Here is an 18,567-nt window from a genome sequence, read left to right as displayed (position 1 = left end):
CCACAGCCGCAAATTGTCCGGAAGAGGACAGCGGGCCGCTTTCAGGCTTACTTCGCCAGGAAGGCCCCGATCCGTTCCAGCGCCCGCAAGATGTTCTCCTCGGAATTGGCGTAGGAGAGCCTGATATAGCCTTCGCCGAGAATGCCGAAATCGGGACCGCCGATCAGCGCCACGCCGGCCTCGTCGAGCAGCGCCGAGGCGAGTTTCTTGGCTTTCCAGCCGGTCTTCGAGACGTTGGGGAAAGCGTAGAACGCGCCTTTGGGCGTGATGCAGGACATGTTGGGCAGGGCATTCAGCCCCTCGACGACGATCTTCCGGCGGCGGTCGAAGGCGCGCATCATATTGGCGACATCGTCCTGCGGGCCGTCGATTGCGGCGATGCCGGCGAACTGGCTCGGCGCGTTGACGCAGGACCAGCAGTTGACCGCCAGCTTGCGCACCTTGTCGTAGAGATGGGCGCCCTTGTCGCCATTCGGCCAGATCGACCAGCCCATGCGCCAGCCGGTCATCGCCCAGGTTTTCGACCAGCCATTGAGCACGATCAGCCGGTCACGGATTTCGGGAAAGTCGAGCAGCGAGCAATGCGTCTCGCCATCATAGGTCATGACGTCGTAGATCTCGTCGGAAAGGATGGCGACCTGCGGATGCGCCTCCAGCCCCTTGACCAGTTTCTCGATCTCGGCACGGGGCGTCACACCGCCGGTCGGATTGGCGGGCGAGTTGAGGATCAGCAGCCTGGTCTTCGAAGTGATCAGCGCCAGCGTCTCCTCGGCGGAGAAGGCAAAGCCGTTTTCCTCGCGCATCGGCACGGGAATAGGGGCTGCACCGGTGAACTCGATCATCGAGCGATAGATGGGGAAGCCCGGATCGGGATAGAGGATTTCGGCGCCAGGTTCGCCGAACATCAGGATCGCGGCGAACATGGTTGGCTTGCCACCGGGCAGGATCATTACCGTTTCGGGCGATACTTCGACACCGGTTGTGGTCAGCGTGCGGCGCACCACCGCCTCGCGCGTCGCCAGCAGGCCATTGGCCGGCGTGTAGCCGTGATGGCCGTCGCGCAGCGCCTTGATCGCCGCCTCGACGATGTGCTGCGGCGTCTTGAAGTCGGGCTGGCCGATGCCGAGATTGACGATGTCGCGGCCTTGTTGGGCAAGTGCTGTGGCCCTCGCGAGCACGGCAAAGGCGTTTTCCTCGCCAAGGCGGTCGAAGGCCGAAATCGTGTGGAGCATTTTTCCCGTCCGTGTGGTTCTTGCTGTTGGGTCGCGTTTTTGTGAGCTTCGGCTGGCAAAAGTCAAACGGATTGGAGCTTTCGGTGTCGGAAAATCTCAGGGATTGGCAACCGCGCCCGCGGCCCGAACGCAAGACCATCGACGGAAGCACTGTCCGGCTCGAACCGCTGAGTGCTGCAAAACATGGCGATGGCCTCTATGAAGCGTCCTCCGTGTCCGACATCGACGGCCGCTTCGCCTGGTTGCCCGATTATCCGCCGGAGACCCGCGCCGCCTTCCAGCCATGGCTGGACAAGGTCGAGGCCAGCGAGGATCCGCTGTTCTTCACCGTCATCGACAAGGCCAGCGGCAAGGTCGCCGGGCGCCAGACGCTGATGCGCATCGACACGGCGTACGGCGTCATCGAGATCGGCAACATCTATTGGGGGCCGCTTATCTCGCGCAAGCCGGGAGCAACCGAAGCGCAGTTCCTGTTCATGAAATACATCTTCGACGAGCTCGGCTACCGCCGCTACGAATGGAAGTGCAACAACCGCAACGAGCCATCGAAGCGGGCCGCCGAACGGTTCGGCTTCAAGTTCGAAGGCATTTTCCGCCAGCATCTGATCGTCAAGGGTGAAAACCGCGACACTGCGTGGTATTCGATCATCGACAAGGAGTGGCCCGCGCTGCGCAGTGCCTACGAGGCGTGGCTCGATCCGGGCAATTTCGATGGCGACGGCCAGCAGAAGCGACGGCTCGAGGATTGTCGCGCGGAATTCGGCGCTTAGGAGTTCGCCATTGGCACATACCCACGATCACAGCGGGCACGATCACATTGGGCACGATCATGGGCCCGGCCATGTGCATGGCTCGACCGATAAGAAACGCGTTCTGATCGCAGCCTGCCTGACCGGCGGCTTCATGGTCGCCGAAGCGCTTGGCGGCATCCTCACCGGCTCGCTGGCGCTGCTGGCCGATGCCGGCCACATGCTCGCCGACTCGATCGCGCTCGGCCTTGCCTGGTATGCCTTCCATCTGGCTGGCCGCCCGGCGACCATTCGCCTCACCTATGGCTTCGGCCGGGTCAAGACGCTGGTGGCCTATACCAACGGCATCGCCATCTTCGTCATCGCGCTGTGGATCGTCTACGAGGCCTGGGGGCGCCTGCAGGCGCCGGCACCGGTGCTTGGCGGGCCGATGCTGGTGGTGGCGATCCTCGGCCTGTTGGTGAACATCGGCGCGTTCTTCGTGCTGCATGGCGGCGACCGCGAAAGCCTGAACATGCGCGGCGCCATCCTGCATGTGCTTGGCGACCTGCTCGGCTCGGCGGCGGCCATCGCGGCGGCGCTGGTCATCCTGGCGACCGGCTGGACGCCGATCGACCCGATCCTGTCGGTCCTGGTTTCACTGCTGATCCTCTACACGGCGTGGTCGCTGATGCGCGAAGCCGCCCATGTCCTGCTCGAGGGCGTGCCGCCAAGCCTCGACCGCGATCTGATCGCCAGGGATCTCGAGGCGACCGTCCAGGGAGTGCGCGAAGTGCACCATATGCATGTCTGGTCGCTTGATGGGACCAGCAACATGGCGACGCTGCATGCCTGTCTCGACGAGGGCGTCGATGCGCATCAGGCGGTGAGTGCCGTCAAGAAGCGGCTTGCCAGCGAGCACGGCATCAGCCATGCCACCGTGGAACCGGAATTCGGCCAGTGCGCCGACGATGGCGACGAGCACGGGCACCAACGCGAAGCGCTTCAGCATCCTGGCCATTTCCACTGACGCAGGAATTTCACGGCATTGTCGACGGAAGAATGGCGGCGCGCTATACTTCCAGATGAATACGGGGAAAACGGATGTCGCATGCGGAACTAAAAAATAAGGCAAGTGTTCCCAAGCAGGTCGAGGTGACCAAGGACCTTGTCACGACGTTGGACCGGTTGAAGCCGGTCAAGCTCAATCGTGTCAAACTCACGGCAAATGGCTATGGCCAGGCGGCTCTCGACCGGCTCGAAGCCGGTTTTCCGATCAGCTATGGCGACGCGAATACACCAGCGGACCATATCGTTCGCGAATTTCCGGATGGCAAACGATGTCTCCTAAAAATTGAATGGTTGGCCAATAAGAAGGCGTGGCGAGTCGACACGGTTAAGCCTCTTCCAGACGCGCTGCGTTGAGCCCGCCGACCGGCAAACCGGTATTCCTTGTTGTTGCCGGTCCCAATGGATCGGGCAAAACTACATTTGCTGGAAAAAACAGCGTGGGAACGCGGATTGATCCCGACGCAATTGCAAAACAGATACGACTTAAAGCACCGGAATCCACCGGCATGACCGTGGGCAGGGCGGCACGCCAGATGATTAAAGAGCACATCGAGCAAGGCAAGTCATTTACGGTGGAAACCACCTTCTCCGGTCAACAGGCCATGCGAGACATGGAAGCAGCCAGGGCGGCGGGTTTTATTGTGAAAATGGAGTTCATTGGGATTGGAAGTGCTGCTCTATCGGCCGCGCGTGTTGCCGACCGCGTGTTGGAAGGTGGCCATAGTATTCCGGCCGAGGACATTGCCAGGCGCTTCGATAAGGTGATGGATAATCTTGCGCGTGTCTCGCCACTGGTCGACGAGTTGATCATCCGCGATAACGGGTCGAGAAATTTTCGTCTGATCGCACGCGTCAAAAATGGTCAAATTATCCACCAGGCAAACCGCATTCCTGGCTATCTTGAAAAGGCCATCTTTGAGATTGACGGGCATGCAGCGTCGCAAGGCGGATGATGCGGTGCCGCATCAACGCTACTCTCACGGGCATAGGAATTTCATGGCATTGAATCCGCACGCGGCTGATCCTGGCCACACCGGGGCAAAGTGGTGATGGACCGCGACACCAGGAACGCTCTTATCGCTGCAGTGTGGATCATGCTGCTGTTCGGTATCGGCGCCTACTACCTGCCGACCGTGATGCTGGCACTGGGCAGCTTTTCGACCGTGCTGGCCGGCGCCTTTGGCATCGTCTTCGTGCTGGCGTTCTTCTCGGTGTTCTGGTTGCGGGCCCGCAACCAGCGTAAAAATCAGGGTAAATAGGCAAGGGATTTTCGATATGCGCATTCTGATCACTGGCGCCGCGGGTATGGTCGGCCGCAAGCTCATCGCCCGGCTGGCCAAGGACGGCACGCTGCGCGGCCGCAAGATCACGGCGCTTGATTTACACGATATCGTGCCGCCACAGGCCCCGAGCCTGGATGGCGTCAGCGTCACGCTGCACACTGGCGATCTCGCCGAAGCAGGGGCCGCTGAGCGCCTGGTCGCATCGCGCCCCGACGTCGTGTTCCATCTTGCCGGCATCGTGTCGGGCGAGGCGGAAGCGAATTTCGATCTCGGCTACCGCGTCAATCTCGATGGCACGCGGGCCTTGTTCGATGCCATCCGGCTGGCGGGCTTTGCGCCGCGCGTCGTCTTCACCTCGTCGATCGCGGTGTTCGGCGCGCCGTTTCCGGATGTCATTCCCGACGACTTCCATCCGACGCCGCTGACCTCCTACGGCACCCAGAAGCAGATGAGCGAAGCGCTGCTGGCCGACTATACCAGGCGCGGCTTCTTCGACGGTATCGGCATCCGGCTGCCGACGATCTGCGTGCGGCCGGGCAAGCCGAACAAGGCGGCGTCCGGCTTCTTCTCCGGCATCATCCGCGAGCCGTTGAGCGGCCACGAAGCGATCCTGCCGGTGCCGCGCTCGGTCGTGCACACGCATGCCAGCCCGCGCTCGGCGGTGAACTTCCTGATCCATGCGGCAGGGATCGACGGCAGCGCTGTCGGGCCACGCCGCAATCTGACGATGCCTGGCGTCGCCGTCACCGTCGGCGAGCAGATCGAGGCGCTGGAACGCATCGCCGGGCCGAAGGCGGTAAGCCTGATCCGCGAGGTTCCGGATGACACGATCTGGGCGATCGTCAAGGGCTGGCCGACGCGCTTCGAGGCAAAGCGGTCACAGGAGCTCGGCTTCAGCGCCGAAAAGAGTTTTGACGAGATCATCCGCGCTCACATCGAGGATGAGCTAGGCGGCAAGATCGCGGGTTAAACTCCGAACCTCGTGGCGCCGGCCTATCCGCCGCTCGCCAAACTCGCCGACAGCAGCAGCAGTCCGAACAGGAACACAAACGCCGCGCCGCCGATCTCGACGATCGAGTGGATGCGGTTGCCCATGCGGCCGTCGCCGGCGAAATACACCGCCCAGTTCTTGGCGGTCACCGCCAGTGTCGCCAGTGCCGAAACGGTGATGGCCGTGCCAAGCGACATCGCCAGCACCGACAGCAGGCCGCCGAGCCAGAGCCCGTTGAGCAGGGCGAAGCTCAGCACGATCAGGGCGCCGGAGCAGGGGCGGATGCCGACCGCCGCCACCGCCGTCCACGCCGTGCGCCAGTCGAAGCGGTCGCCCGACAGCAGCGCCGGATCGGGTGCGTGCGAATGGCCGCAGGTATCGCAGACTTCGCCGGCCGCGTGATCGTGATGAGCGTGATCGTGTTTGGCATGATCGTGATGATCGTGCGAAGGGCCGTGCACATGGTCATGCGCGTGTAGCGCGTGCGAATGAGCATGCGCCGAATGGCTGTGAGCTGCATGGGAGTGACCGGCATGCGAATGCGCGCCGTGCGAATGGCCCCCATGAGAATGACCCCCATGAGAATGACCGGCGTGAGAATGGCCGGCATGAGCCGCCGACAGGCTGTAGGCCGGGCCCTTGCCGAACAGACGCAGGACGGCGGGGCCGAGTTTGCGCCACAGCAGCCAGGCGCCGAACAGGGTGACGAAGACAAAGCTCATGATCTCCATGAACCAGGCCGCGTCCGTCATCGAGACGGAGGTGCCGCGCAGGACGAAATAGGCGACCCCCATCACCGCGATCGCGGTCAGGCCCTGCAGCAGCGCCGAGACGAAGGACAAGAGGATGCCGCGCCGCAACGCCACCTCATTGGCCACCATGTAGGACGAGATCACCGCCTTGCCGTGGCCGGGGCCGGCGGCATGGAAAATACCGTAGGCGAAGGACAGGCCGACGAGTATCCAGATCTTGCTGCCGTCCTGGCGCATCGCCTTCATCGCCGTTGCCAGCGCGCGGTAGAATTCCTGCTGCCTGAGATTGATCCACATCAGGATATGGGCGAACGGGCCGGTGGTGGGCGCCATGCCGTCATTGACGCCGATGCCGAGCGAACTCTGGGCATGAGCGGCGTCGGCGAAATGCATCATGGCGACAGTGAGGGCCAACAGGCCGAATGCCAAACGCAGGGACGGTTTCGTCACCGGCTTCATCCTTCTGGCTGACAGGTCAGTTCGAGCTTGGTGGCGAAGATCTTGCTCATATCGGTGCCGGTCGGATCGTTGAAAAAGGCATCGGTGAGGGTCTTCTGGTTTTCCTTGATAGCCTCGTCCGGATCCGGACGGACCACCTTGCTGGTGCAGTTCGAGGGCAGGCCTTCAACCGTGATGTTGGAGTCCTCGGTGAAGTCGATCGCCGTGTAGAATGTCGGATCGTAGACGCCGATATCGATCTTGCCGTGGAGCTTGATCGGCACCTTCGGTTCGGACTCGAAAAGGATGATCAGCTGATCGTTGTCGAAATTGGCCATCAGATGCGGCGGCGGCGTCATCGCCACGTCCTTGCCGTCAACGGTGACGAGCTGGAAGTAATTGAACTCGGCCAGCGAGGCATGAACGGTGTCGGCGACCTCCTTCAGCTCCTTGTCGTCGAGCTTCAGGTCGGAGTTCTTGTCGAACTCCATCATCACGGTCGAGGAAAACAGATCGTCGAAGCGCCAGAGATGACGCAGAGCCTTCACGCTTTGGTGATCCGGGGAGAGAATCACATCGAGGCGGGCCTCGGCGAAGACATGCGGATGCACGTAAGCCGGTCCAGTGGCGGCAAAAGTAGCCGCCAAGGCCGAAGCCAGCATGATTGCGTGCCGTTTCAGGTGCATTCTCGGTCCATAGGCCTCGGAAGAGTTGCCGAGAGTTACCAGAAAGGGGGCGAAATTGGGACCATGAGACTATCGACGCCGGTCAGCCAGCCTCGCGCGTCCTGAACCACTGCACCAAAAAGTCGACGAAGACGCGGACTTTCGCCGGCAGATAGCGGCGGTGCGGGTAGACGGCGAAGATGCCGCCGCCCGACAGGATACGGTCATCCATCACCGCCACCAGCCGGCCGCTCGCGAGGTCGGGCGCGGCGATGAAATCCGGCAGGACGGTAAATCCGAGGCCCGCCACGGCCGCGGCTCTCGCCGTCATCGGGCTGTTGACCTCGACCGGACCAGACACCGAAACGCTCACCGGATCGCCATTGTCGCCCTTGAACGGCCAGTTGTTCAGTCCGCGGCCATTGGTGTCGACGATGCAAGGCATGCGGCTGAGATCCTGCGGCCTTGTCGGCATGCCATGCCTGGCGATCAGTTCGGGGGAGGCGCAGAGCTTTATCGAAAACGGCGCCAGCCGCCTGGCGATCAGCGACGAGTTCTCCAGCCGCGAGATGCGCACCGCAAGATCGAAGCCCTCCTCGACCAGATCGACGAAGCGGTCGTCGAGCTGGATGTCGAGCACGATGTCGGGATGCTGCTTGGCGAAGTCGATCAGCGACTGGCCGATCGGCGCGTCGGCGAAGGTGCGCGGCGCCGACAGCTTGATCCGGCCGCGCACGTCGCCGGAGGATTCACGCACCGCGTCGGCTAGGCTGTCGACCTCGCGCACGATCTCCGAGGCGCGCCGGTAATAGGTGTGGCCGGCCTCGGTCATCGAGAACTGGCGCGTGGTGCGGTTGAGCAGCAAAGCGCCGAGTTCGTCCTCCAGCTCGCGCACATATTTCGACAGCAAGGCCTTGGAACGGCCGATCTTGCGCGCCGCCGCCGAAAAGCCCTCGGCCTCGACCACGTCGATGAAGGCACGCATGCGCGTCAGTGTGTCCATGGTCAGGCCTTTCGTGCCGCGTCGAGAAGTTTCCGGCCGAGCCGTATCAGGGCAATGTCGCTGCCGGAAGGGCCAAGCAGCGACAGGCCGAACGGGGCGCCGGCGACCGAGCCGACCGGCAGTGTGATCTGTGGAAAACCGGACAGGCCGGCCAGGCACAGAAGTTGGAGCGCCCGTTCGCGATAGGCCTGGAACTGCTCCGGCGTGCTGTCCACGTAAGGCGCCGGACCAGGCACGGTCGGCAGGACAAGGAAGCCGTTCCTGCCGAGCAGGGCGTTCAGTTCGCCGCGAAAGGTCAGACGTCGCACCTTCTCGGCCTGGGCTGTCCTGTCATCGACGGCACGGCCAAAGCCGAAACGCTCCTCGACACCGGGGCCGAGGCCGCGCTCGCCGCTGGTGATCCATTCGCCATGCACCGCCCAGGCCTCCCTGGCCTGCACCCGGCGAAAGCACCAATAGAGTTCATCGGGAGATGAGGAGAAGCGGATTGCCGGCGTCGCCGGCACGCCGAAGACCGCGCCCGCCAGCCCCTTCATTTCACCATATTCGGCCAGCGCCGGGCGGGCGACCAATCCATCCAGCCAATCCAGCGCCAGCGGCCGGTCCAACACGTGCTGGTGCGGATCGCGGCCGAGCAGCAGCTTGCCGACGGTCTCGTAGGTCTCGATGTCGTCGGCGAACCAGCCGAACGTGTCGAGGCTCGGCGCCAGCTTCATCGTGCCGTCGAGCGGAATGCGGCCATGCGTGGTGCGCAGCCCGATCAGTCCGCAAAAGCTCGCCGGGGCGCGGATCGAGCCGCCGGTGTCTGAGCCGGTGGCGATATCGGCCAGCCTGCCCGCCACCGCCGCCGCCGACCCCGATGAGGAGCCGCCGGTGACGCGGTCGGGTGCCGCCGGGTTCACCGGAAACGAGAAATGCGCATTCTGGCCGAACAGCGCGAAGGCAAGCTCGTCGGTCTGCGTCTTGCCGACGAAGCGTGCGCCGGCATCGAGGATCATCTGCACGGCGGGTGCGGTGCGCGAGGCCGCGTGGCTTTCGGCGAATTTTTGCAAATTGCCGCAACCGGTGCGGTAGCCGGCGACGTCGTAGATGTCCTTGACGGCCAGCCGCAGGCCGGCCAGCGGGCCTAGCTGGGCATGTGCCACCGGCATCCGGCGAAGATCGAGAAAGGCGTTGAGAGGGCCGTGCGTGCCTGTCATCGTTCGATATCCGGATACGGTTGCCGCAACATTGTTCGACGCCAGAAATTTTACAACCTGCGATACGATTTTTATTGATTGTGAAAGTCTTCGCCCTTATATCGCGCTTGCCCAAAGTCGCACGTGCCTGTGGGTGTCCGCCGATCCTCGAATGGTGAGGGAAATCGGTAAGGTAACTGGAGCCAACCCCTCCAGTCGGTCTAGCGGCCAACCGCCAGCCCGAGGACACCTTGAAGCAACGACGGTGCGGGCCTTTCTGGTGTTCTGCCGGTTGTCCAAAAACCGGGGTTACTGAAGAGGCACACCTTCATTGCCGGCAGTGCGGACGGGTCTCCCATCCAAGCCAAGGCAGACAAAGCGAACCAAGGCCGGGCAAGGCCAAGGTTCACCGCCGCGAGACGGCGCTTCATGGTTCCGGGGTCTCCACCGGCTGGTTCCATGGATATCCGTCCCGCCTTTGTCCACCGCGTGTTCGCGAGGCTGACAGCCCGCGTCCCGCAGCCTTATTGCGCGCCGAAAGGCGCTGATGGAGAGACCCCGATGGCCACCCAGCGCATCCTTGACTTCCTCGCCACCCGACGTCCGTCCGGCCCCTGCCTCGTCGTCGACCTCGATGTCGTGCGCGACAATTTCCGCGCCTTCGAGAAGGCGCTGCCCGATTCCAAGATCTACTATGCGGTGAAAGCAAACCCGGCACCGGAAATCCTGCGCCTGCTTGCTGCGATGGGCTCGTCCTTCGACACCGCTTCCGTTGCCGAAGTCGAGATGGCGATGGACGCCGGCGCGCCGGCGGACCGCATCTCCTTCGGCAACACCATCAAGAAGGAGCGTGACATCGCACGCGCCTACCAGCTCGGCATCCGCCTGTTCGCCGTCGATTGCGTCGAAGAGGTCGAGAAGATCGCCCGCGTCGCTCCAGGCGCGCGCGTGTTCTGCCGCGTGCTGACCGATGGCGAGGGCGCTGAATGGCCGCTGTCGCGCAAGTTCGGCTGCGTGCCAGCGATGGCCGTCGACGTGCTGCGCCATGCCAAGGGGCTCGGCCTCGACGCCTATGGCGTGTCGTTCCATGTCGGCTCGCAGCAGACCGACCTGACCGCCTGGGACCGTGCGCTGGCCGACGCCAAGGTGGTGTTCGCGACGCTCGCCGAGGAAGGCATCGTCTTGAAGATGGTCAATATGGGCGGTGGTTTCCCGACGCGCTATCTGCGTGACGTGCCAGCCGCCCAGGCCTATGGCCAGGCGATCTTCTCGGCGCTGCGCAAGCATTTCGGCAATGCGCTTCCCGAGACCATCATCGAGCCGGGCCGTGGCATGGTCGGCAATGCCGGCGTCATCAAGTCGGAAGTCGTGCTGATCTCGAAGAAAGCGGCCAACGACAATGTGCGCTGGGTGTTCCTCGACATCGGCAAGTTCGGCGGTCTTGCCGAGACGATGGACGAGGCGATCCGCTACCCGATCGTCACGCCGCATGACGGCACGGAGACCGCACCTTGCGTGCTCGCCGGCCCGACCTGCGATTCGGCCGACGTGATGTACGAGAAGACGCCCTATCCGCTGCCTTTGTCGCTGACCATCGGCGACGAGGTGCTGATCGAAGGCACCGGCGCCTACACGACCACCTACTCGGCGGTCGCCTTCAACGGCTTCGAGCCTCTCCGATCCTACGTGATCTGACGGCGCTTCCTCAGCGCATTTTCGGACGGCGAACCGGACACAACTTCGCCTAAAAATGCGCTGAGAGAGCCGATCAGATCATCCCCGGTGGGCGCGTGTCGTCCACCCGGGCTCGCCTGTGGAACAGATCTCCGCTCGCCAGGGATTGCGGAAATGGAAATGTCAGTTGAAATGGAAATGCCAGTTGAAATTGGGGGCCACGCACCGGCCTCTGTGATGGTCGCCGAAACCGCCGCCGATGTTGCGGCGCGCGAGGCGTTGCTCGATCGGGCCATGGGGCCGAAGCGCAGGAAAAAGTCGTCGGAGAAGCTGCGGCGTGGCCGGCGGCCCTCGGAAGGCCTGGCCTTCGTCGCCCGCGATGCTTCGGGCGGCGTGGCCGGCACCGTGCGGCTGTGGGATGTCAGGCTGGGCGAGGGCGGTGCGGCCGTGCTGCTGCTTGGCCCGCTTGCCGTCGACCCGTCGCTCAAGAATGCCGGCATCGGCTCGGCGCTGATGCGCCATGCCATCGCCGAAGCGGCGCGTCTCGGCCATGCCGCTATCCTTTTGGTCGGCGATGCGCCCTATTACGCGCGCTTCGGCTTCTCGGCCGAGAAGACCGGTTCACTTGCCATGCCAGGACCCTATGAGCGGCACCGCCTGCTGGCGCTGGAACTGGTGGAAGGCGCGCTTGACGGCGTGCACGGCACGCTGAAGGCGGCCGGCCGCAAGCTGAAGGCGCAGGAACTGATATCGGCGGCCTGACACGAAGCCGGCAGCATTTCATGCAAAAACGCCGCCCGAAAAGGCGGCGTTTTTTTGCGCTTGGTGGGTGCCGCCTTAGGCGGCTGGATGCCTTCAGCCAATCAGCTGGCTGAGCGCCATGGCGACGGTCATGTCGCCTTCGACCTTTATCTTGCCGGTCATGAACGCCATCGTCGGGTTCAGGTCGCCAGCGATCAGCGAATCCAGATCGTCGAGCGAGAGCTTGATGGTGCAGTCGGTGGGTGCATCGGTGTTCGAGACGGTTGCGCCGTCGATAACGATGACGCCGTCGCTGCCGGTGTCGAATTTCACGGAACGATCGAACCCGCTGCTGGCCACCCGCGACTTGATCTTCTCGGCAATCTCCTGAACGCTCACGCTGTTCTCCTTGTCTGGTTGCATCTGTCTCGCAACGGCGCTTCGATCCAGCCGAAGCCCATGCCGCGGTTTCGCGATCACGGTCGCTGCCGCATATAGCTTTGGGTTGACGTTTACGTCAACGCGAATTCGGGCGGTTGGTTCCTGCCGTCGCGGCAGGTGAGCCCCGATGAGGCCGGGACTCCGAGCCGGGGCAACTCAGTGTTCCTTGAACGCCTTGGTCATTTCGCTCGCCGTCTCACTTTTCTTGCGGCGCAGCCAGTTGTCGCGGATTTCGTCCTTCGACAGGAAATTGACCTGGTCGATCAGAACCTCATGCACCAAGGGCGCGCCGACACGCGCGTTGACGGTATCGCGGATTGCGGCGCGGAAGGCATCGAGATCGATCGTCGCCTTGTTGGTGAAGTCGATCTGCGGATTGGAATAGAGGTAGGAATAGACCTGATCGGTGATCAGCGCTTCGGCCGGAATGGACAGCTTCTTTATCTGCTCGGGTTCGACGGTGTAGACGAGCTTGGTCAGGAAATAGCCGCCGATCTCAGAATCGCGGATCAGCGGCACCGAAATGATGTCGGTCTTGACGTAGTCGAGACCGCCCAGCATCGGCTTCGGCGTTTCGCCGACACCGCGCTCTCCGGCCGCCTGAAACGAATAGAATACTGCGCCGAGAGTTGCTGCGCAGATCCAGACGGCGATGGCGATGACCTTGATCATCGGCTCTTGTCAGTCCCTTGATCAGTCCCTTGTGAAGGCGACGCGGCACTGCGCCGTTGCTTCGGCAGTATCTCCCAAGTGTCGCTCGTGTTCGGCATCATGCCTTCATCCAGCCGAACTCGCCGGCGGAGTAGGTGCCGTCGGTCTCGGCGCGCTGGATGGCGTGCCGCAGCAGGCTGGCGACTTCGTTGACCGCGCTGAGATGCGCCAGGATCGCCGCTTCGTTCTTCGCCAGCTTCTGGCGCAGCCGGGTCAGGCCCTCGCGGTGCTGTTCGAGGAATTCGGCTTCGCTGCCGCACTTCATGGCGCGCGTCAACTCGTAGAGGTAGCGGCTCTTGCGGGCGTTCGATGCCTTGAGATCATAGTTGGTCGCGTTGCGGATGCCGGCGGTCTCTTCCTCGACCACTTCCTCGATGCGACCGATGATGGCGGCGAGGTTGCCGGGCCGCGCGAACGGGATCGGCGCTTCCGACGCGGTCGTGCGTGCTGGCAGATTGGGGGTGGATTCTGAAAAGTCGGCCATGGCGTTTCCCAGTTTAGATCTTGATGTTTGTTTTTATGGTCGTCTCGTCACCGGTCATCGACCCCGCAGCCTTGCGCTGCAATTGGTGGACCAGCGAGGTCGACAGGCTGTTTTGCTGGTCGATCTCGGTCTTTTCCAACCCGCCCGAGACCGGACCGACCGGAACCACGCGCTTGCCTTCGAGATAGTGGTCGGCAAGCATCGACTTGGCGATGCCGATGCCGCCGCGTTCGGCCATCACGTCGGCCACCCGCTCGGCAAGCTGCGATTTCCACATGTCGCCAGCCAAGCCCTTGCCGTAGACGCCCTCGGTGTCCTTTGGCAGCATGTTCTGGATGAAGGTCTGCAGCACCATCGCCTCGAACTTCTTGAATTTGTTGGCCGGGTCGGTTGCAGCGGCGGCCTTGTCGGCGGTGGCGCGCGACAGGATCGAGCCGGCATCGACCGAAGCGGCGGTGTCGAGTGAAAACGTGCCCGCAGCGCCGCCGGCCCGCTTTGCCAGCGCGGCGCGGGCGGTCTCGATATCCGCCGGGTCGGCGGCTCGGGCCACATCCATAACGATGTCGCTGGGTGGAGAAATCGCCAAGAAAGTCCGCCTTTTACCGGTTTTCCCTGACCAGACCATGCCTCAACAAGCTTGTGGCAGGCTTGCGGGGAGGGAGCGGAGTGCGGGGATCGGATCGAAGCTGCCGGCTTTGCGCCGAGGGTGGGATTTCCGCCTCAGCTTCACTCCTTGACCGCCCCCGTCATCGAGGAGACGTAGTGTTCGACAAAGAATGAATAGAGCACCACCACCGGCAGGGAGCCGATCAGCGCGCCTGCCATCAGGGCTCCCCATTCATAGACGTCCGAACGTACGAGCTCGGTAAGCACGCCGACCGGCACGGTCTTGTTTTCGGACGACTGGATAAAGGTCAAGGCGTAGATGAATTCGTTCCATGACAGGGTGAAAGCGAAGATGCCGGCGGAGATCAGACCGGGCACCGACAGCGGCAGAACTATCTTGGTCAGGATTTGCCAGCGGCTCGCGCCGTCGATCAGCGCGCATTCTTCCAGTTCGAAAGGGATCGAGCGGAAGTAGCCCATCAAGAGCCACGTGCAGAATGGAATGAGGAAGGTCGGATAGGTGAGGATCAGTGCGAACGGCGTATCGTAAAGGCCGAGGTTGAACACCATTACCGACAGTGGAATGAACAGAATCGAGGGCGGCACGAGATAGGCCAGGAAGATCGCCAAGCCGACCTGCCGCGCCCCGGAAAACCTCAAGCGCTCGATCGCATAGGCAGCGAACACCGCTGCCAGCAGCGACAGGAAAGTTGAGGCGGTCGAGATGATGATCGTGTTGAGAAGCCAACCCGGATAGGACGTGTCGAAGAGCAGATACCGAATATGCTCGAGCGTCGGATGGACGACCCAGAACGGGTTGAAATTGGCATAATCCGTCATCTCGAGATTGGGTTTCACCGCCGTGATCGTCATCCAGTAGAACGGGAACAGCAGCACGATGACGAATATCAGGAGCGGCAGATAAACGGTGACCACGCGCCGGGGCAGGCTCTGGAGATAGCCCATGCCGCCTTCATCCGTGTTCGGACGATTGTTCGTTTCGATCGCGGCCATGTCAGTCTCCACCGCCCTGCTGCCATTTACGACGTTGCAGCCCGAAATAGCTGAAAAGGATCGCCGCTAGCAGGAACGGGATCATCGCCACCGCGATCGCGGCTCCCTCGCCAAGCTGGCCGCCGGAAATGCCGCGCTGGAACGAGAGCGTCGCCATCAGATGGGTGGCATTCACCGGTCCGCCGCGAGTCAGCACATAGATCAACTGGAAATCGGTGAAGGTGAACAGGACCGAAAAGGTCATGGTGATGGCGATGATCGGCGTCAGCAGCGGCAGCGTCACATAGCGGAACAACTGCCAACGGCTGGCGCCGTCGAGCGTCGCGGCCTCGTAAAGCGATTGGGGAATCGTCTGCAGGCCGGCCAGCAGCGTGATGGCCACGAAAGGAATGCCGCGCCAGACATTGGCAGCGATCACCGAGGCGCGCGCGTTCTCCGGATCGCCAAGGAAATTGATGCGGTGATCGATCAGTCCCATTTCCATGAGAGCCCACGACAGGATGGAGAACTGCGAATCGTAGATCCACCAGAAGGCGATGGCCGAGAGCACCGTCGGCACCACCCACGGCAGCAGGACAATCGCGCGGAAGAACGATTTGAAGGGAAGGTTCTGGTTGAGGATGAGCGCCAGCCAGAGGCCGAGCGCGAATTTCAGGATCGAGGCGCTGATCGTGTAGAGCAAGGTGTTGAAGACGGAGAGCCAGAAGACGGCGTCGCTCCACAGATATTCATAGTTTTCGACGCCGATGAAGATGCCGGGGCGGCCGATGCGGGCATCGGTGAAGCCGAGCCAGACGCCGAGCCCCAGCGGATAGGTCAGGAAGACAAGCAGCAGTGCAGCCGCCGGAAGCATGAAGCCGAAGCCAAGTGCGTTCCTGCTTTCGCTCCAGCGCGACAGAATCCGTGAGAAGATCGAAGGTCGCGGCTGGATAGCAGCTGACGGCACGGCCATGGGTTGGCTCCTGCTGAGGTCTCATTGATAGGCCGGATCGGCCGCGACGCAATCCGAAGCCAGCCGGGCAGCCGCGCTGCCCGGCTGAGCCGGCTCAAACGCGATAATAGCGATTTGCCCGCTTCTCGGCCTCTTCCATTGCCTCTTGCGGCGTGGCCTGGCCGGTCACCGCTTTGGCGAACATGTCGACCAGCACGTAGTCGGCCATGGTTGCCGCCGAGGCATAGCCGAGCGGCCCGGCATAGCCGTTAGGCCGCAGAGTAGCCGAAGCCTTGGCGTAAGCGGCGTTGTTGGGATCGGCAGTCCACACGGGGTTGTTGTCGAATGCCTTCAGTGTCTGGCAGCAATATCCGGCCGAGGAGGTGATCCAGTCCTTCATTTGCGGTTCCTCGAACATGAACTGCAAATACGCCTTAGCCGCGTTAGGGTAGGGCGTGTAATTGAAGATGACAGCCGTGGTCACCTGGAACAATTCGACGGATTTGCCGACAGGACCGATGGGCAGGTTGGTCGTGCGTATGTCCTTGGCGATTTCAGCCAGCTTTGGATCTTTGTCCTTGTTGATCTTGGCCGTGTTGTAGGCAGAAATTCCATTGGCGATCACCCCCAGTTCGCCGGCCAGGAAGGCGCGGTTGTTGTTGACGTCGAGCCAGCTTTCGGTGCCTGGAATGAAGGTCTTGTAGAGTTCCTGCGCGTATTCGATCGCCTTGAGGGTCTCGGGGCTGTTGATCGTTACCTTGCCACTCTCGTCGACCATCTGGCCGCCATGGCTCCACAGCAGCCAATGAGCATAGTTGTTGCCGTCACCGACGCCATGGCCATGCGTGAAGCCGGCAGGATGTCCCTTCGCTTGCAAGGCCTTGCAAAGTTCCAGGAAGCCTTTCGTGTCCTTGGGAAACTCCGAAAAGCCGGCCTCTTTCACCCAGCTTTCCCGATAGACGATGGCATTGCCGATCGTGGCCAGGGGCAGGCCGACGAACTTCCCGTCGCGTGTCGCATATTGCTTAGGTCCCTCGTGCCAGCCGCCATATTTCGAGCCGAGATACTCGCCCAGTTCGCTCACGTCGTGCAGCTTGTCGGGATATTGGTGCGGGTCATCGAACCAGACGAACATCAGGTCGGGGCCGGACCCGACATTTGCTGCGACCGCCGCCTTGGGACGAATGTCCTCCCAGCTTTCCTTGTCGACGCGAACCTCGACACCTGTCGCCTCGGTGAAGCGTTTGGTGTTGGCCAGCCATTGGTCCTCATCGCCCTGGACGAAGGGCGACCAGCGCAGCAGTCTAAGCTTGGCGCCATCCTCGGGTTTGTATTTCAGTCCGTCCTGGGCAAGGGCCGGAGAGCTGATGAACCGACTTCCCAAGGCACCCGCCGCCGCGCCGGCGGTGGTGCGGATCACGTCGCGTCTGGTGAACTTCATGCTCGTTTCCTCCTGTTGTTGTCCTTGCCTGTGGTCCTACTGATCGATACGTGTCTGGAATCTCTGTCCGGTTTCTGCGTGAAAGAGATGGATAAGGCTGGGCTCGGCCGTAAGCCGGATGGTTTCGCCCGGCGTAAAGGAATGTCGTTCCCGGAAATTCGCGACGATCTCTTCGCCGCCGGCTGTCCGGCCGATGAGCTGCACTTCGGACCCGGTTGGTTCAACCACCGCGACGGTGACCGGAATGCCCTGGTCGTCGGACAGCCGCAAATGCTCGGGCCTTATTCCCAGCACCACAGGCTCGCCATTGCGGATGGAAAGTGCCGAGGCCAACGGGACCGAAATCCCCCCGGCGCCGCGGAACGAGGGTGAGCCGTCGGTAGCGATCTCGCCCCTCAGCAAATTCATGGCCGGCGAGCCGATAAAGCTGGCGACAAAAAGATTGTTCGGCCGGTCATAGAGTTCCAGCGGCGGCCCTATCTGCTCGACGATGCCGTCATGCATGACCACGATCTTGTCAGCCATGGTCATGGCTTCGATTTGATCGTGAGTGACGTAGACTGTCGTGGTCTTGAGGCGCTGGTGCAGTTCCTTGATCTCGGCGCGCATCTGCACCCTGAGTTTGGCGTCGAGATTGGACAGCGGTTCGTCGAAGAGAAAGACCGCCGGATCACGAACGATCGCGCGGCCCATTGCGACGCGCTGGCGTTGGCCGCCGGAAAGCTGCCGAGGATAGCGAGCCAGCAACGGCACCAGCCCAAGGATTTCGGCCGCGCGGCGCACGCCGGCATCGCTCTCCGGCTTGGAAACTCCTTTGAGCATCAGCGAGAACGCCATGTTCTCGGCAACGGTCATGTGTGGGTAGAGCGCATAGTTCTGGAAGACCATGGCGACGTCGCGCTCCTTGGGCGCAACGTTGTTGACGACACGTTCGCCAATCGCGATCTGGCCGCGTGAAATCTTTTCCAGGCCGGCGATCATTCTGAGGAGGGTTGATTTTCCGCAGCCCGACGGTCCGACCAGAGTGACGAACTCGCCGTCCTCGATGTTCACGCTGACCCCGTGCAGGATCTCGACAGCGCCGAATGATTTATAGACTTCGCCAATTGCGACAGACGCCATCGATCCTCCCAACAAATTCCCGCGACGTCGTCGAAGGAACAACGCTTCCGCTAGCGACAGC

Annotated in this window: 21 protein-coding genes; 8 read left to right on the top strand and 13 right to left on the bottom strand. The window is 62.4% G+C overall.

Going from position 1 to position 18,567, the window contains the following annotated elements:
* Positions 1–47: 47 nt before the first annotated feature.
* The gene (locus tag AC0L2U_RS06810; RefSeq protein WP_128288435.1) at positions 48–1,232 is read right to left on the bottom strand and encodes a pyridoxal phosphate-dependent aminotransferase; all 1,185 of its coding nucleotides are present in this window, start codon (positions 1,230–1,232) and stop codon (positions 48–50) included.
* 83 nt (positions 1,233–1,315) lie between these two features.
* On the opposite strand from AC0L2U_RS06810, the gene AC0L2U_RS06805 reads away from it, so the two are divergent.
* From AC0L2U_RS06805 to denD, 6 genes are all read left to right on the top strand, one after another.
* On the top strand, positions 1,316–2,002 hold the full coding sequence (locus AC0L2U_RS06805; protein ID WP_128288434.1) for a GNAT family N-acetyltransferase: 687 nt from the start codon (positions 1,316–1,318) through the stop codon (positions 2,000–2,002).
* A gap of 10 nt (positions 2,003–2,012) precedes the next feature.
* On the top strand, positions 2,013–2,990 hold the full coding sequence (locus tag AC0L2U_RS06800; protein WP_128288433.1) for a cation diffusion facilitator family transporter: 978 nt from the start codon (positions 2,013–2,015) through the stop codon (positions 2,988–2,990).
* Between the two features lie 74 nt (positions 2,991–3,064).
* The gene (locus tag AC0L2U_RS06795) at positions 3,065–3,385 is read left to right on the top strand and encodes a hypothetical protein (RefSeq protein WP_473601611.1); all 321 of its coding nucleotides are present in this window, start codon (positions 3,065–3,067) and stop codon (positions 3,383–3,385) included.
* Complete coding sequence (locus AC0L2U_RS06790) at positions 3,382–3,984, top strand: zeta toxin family protein (RefSeq protein ID WP_473601610.1); 603 nt, start codon at positions 3,382–3,384, stop codon at positions 3,982–3,984. The genes AC0L2U_RS06795 and AC0L2U_RS06790 overlap by 4 nt, the downstream gene beginning before the upstream one ends.
* A gap of 93 nt (positions 3,985–4,077) precedes the next feature.
* Positions 4,078–4,290, top strand: coding sequence for a hypothetical protein (locus tag AC0L2U_RS06785; RefSeq protein WP_127415141.1), 213 nt, complete (start codon positions 4,078–4,080; stop codon positions 4,288–4,290).
* A gap of 16 nt (positions 4,291–4,306) precedes the next feature.
* Positions 4,307–5,284, top strand: a complete 978-nt coding sequence (gene denD / locus AC0L2U_RS06780; RefSeq protein ID WP_128288432.1) for a D-erythronate dehydrogenase — start codon at positions 4,307–4,309, stop codon at positions 5,282–5,284.
* 23 nt (positions 5,285–5,307) lie between these two features.
* Here the strand turns inward: denD and AC0L2U_RS06775 are convergent, their stop codons facing one another.
* From AC0L2U_RS06775 to AC0L2U_RS06760, 4 genes are all read right to left on the bottom strand, one after another.
* Positions 5,308–6,516, bottom strand: coding sequence for a nickel/cobalt transporter (locus AC0L2U_RS06775; RefSeq protein ID WP_127809405.1), 1,209 nt, complete (start codon positions 6,514–6,516; stop codon positions 5,308–5,310).
* Complete coding sequence (locus AC0L2U_RS06770) at positions 6,513–7,181, bottom strand: DUF1007 family protein (RefSeq protein WP_127809406.1); 669 nt, start codon at positions 7,179–7,181, stop codon at positions 6,513–6,515. Before AC0L2U_RS06770 ends, AC0L2U_RS06775 begins: the two co-directional genes overlap by 4 nt.
* Before the next feature lie 82 nt (positions 7,182–7,263).
* Positions 7,264–8,163, bottom strand: coding sequence for a LysR family transcriptional regulator (locus AC0L2U_RS06765; protein ID WP_127272432.1), 900 nt, complete (start codon positions 8,161–8,163; stop codon positions 7,264–7,266).
* 2 nt (positions 8,164–8,165) lie between these two features.
* Positions 8,166–9,362, bottom strand: coding sequence for an amidase (locus AC0L2U_RS06760; protein ID WP_128288431.1), 1,197 nt, complete (start codon positions 9,360–9,362; stop codon positions 8,166–8,168).
* Between the two features lie 540 nt (positions 9,363–9,902).
* Here AC0L2U_RS06760 and odc2 point away from each other — a divergent pair.
* Both odc2 and AC0L2U_RS06750 read left to right on the top strand, forming a co-directional pair.
* A complete protein-coding gene (gene odc2, locus AC0L2U_RS06755) occupies positions 9,903–11,036 on the top strand; it encodes an ornithine/lysine decarboxylase (RefSeq protein ID WP_127320768.1) in 1,134 nt (377 codons plus the stop codon).
* Between the two features lie 171 nt (positions 11,037–11,207).
* Complete coding sequence (locus AC0L2U_RS06750; RefSeq protein ID WP_127270036.1) at positions 11,208–11,777, top strand: GNAT family N-acetyltransferase; 570 nt, start codon at positions 11,208–11,210, stop codon at positions 11,775–11,777.
* 93 nt (positions 11,778–11,870) lie between these two features.
* Here AC0L2U_RS06750 and AC0L2U_RS06745 read toward each other — a convergent pair whose 3' ends face one another.
* The 8 genes from AC0L2U_RS06745 to AC0L2U_RS06710 form a co-directional block, all read right to left on the bottom strand.
* Positions 11,871–12,155 (bottom strand): SCP2 sterol-binding domain-containing protein, encoded by a 285-nt coding sequence (locus AC0L2U_RS06745; protein ID WP_013529756.1) that lies wholly within the window; start codon positions 12,153–12,155, stop codon positions 11,871–11,873.
* Positions 12,156–12,353: 198 nt separating this feature from the next.
* Positions 12,354–12,869, bottom strand: coding sequence for a hypothetical protein (locus AC0L2U_RS06740; protein WP_127270032.1), 516 nt, complete (start codon positions 12,867–12,869; stop codon positions 12,354–12,356).
* 97 nt (positions 12,870–12,966) lie between these two features.
* Entirely contained in the window at positions 12,967–13,392 is a 426-nt protein-coding gene (locus tag AC0L2U_RS06735; RefSeq protein WP_473601609.1) for a hypothetical protein, read from the bottom strand.
* A gap of 13 nt (positions 13,393–13,405) precedes the next feature.
* Complete coding sequence (locus tag AC0L2U_RS06730) at positions 13,406–14,017, bottom strand: rod-binding protein (RefSeq protein ID WP_189367482.1); 612 nt, start codon at positions 14,015–14,017, stop codon at positions 13,406–13,408.
* Between the two features lie 101 nt (positions 14,018–14,118).
* Positions 14,119–15,012, bottom strand: a complete 894-nt coding sequence (locus tag AC0L2U_RS06725) for a carbohydrate ABC transporter permease (RefSeq protein WP_127396336.1) — start codon at positions 15,010–15,012, stop codon at positions 14,119–14,121.
* A gap of 1 nt (position 15,013) precedes the next feature.
* The gene (locus tag AC0L2U_RS06720; protein ID WP_372958885.1) at positions 15,014–15,865 is read right to left on the bottom strand and encodes a carbohydrate ABC transporter permease; all 852 of its coding nucleotides are present in this window, start codon (positions 15,863–15,865) and stop codon (positions 15,014–15,016) included.
* Positions 15,866–16,058: 193 nt separating this feature from the next.
* Positions 16,059–17,384, bottom strand: a complete 1,326-nt coding sequence (locus AC0L2U_RS06715; RefSeq protein ID WP_027038230.1) for an ABC transporter substrate-binding protein — start codon at positions 17,382–17,384, stop codon at positions 16,059–16,061.
* Positions 17,385–17,420: 36 nt separating this feature from the next.
* Positions 17,421–18,506, bottom strand: a complete 1,086-nt coding sequence (locus AC0L2U_RS06710; RefSeq protein WP_127271287.1) for an ABC transporter ATP-binding protein — start codon at positions 18,504–18,506, stop codon at positions 17,421–17,423.
* Between the last annotated feature and the right edge of the window lie 61 nt (positions 18,507–18,567).

This window comes from Mesorhizobium sp. WSM4808, assembly GCF_055811675.1.
The sequence above is the reverse complement of the archived record's forward strand: the minus strand, read 5'-3'. Positions and strand labels throughout refer to the sequence as shown.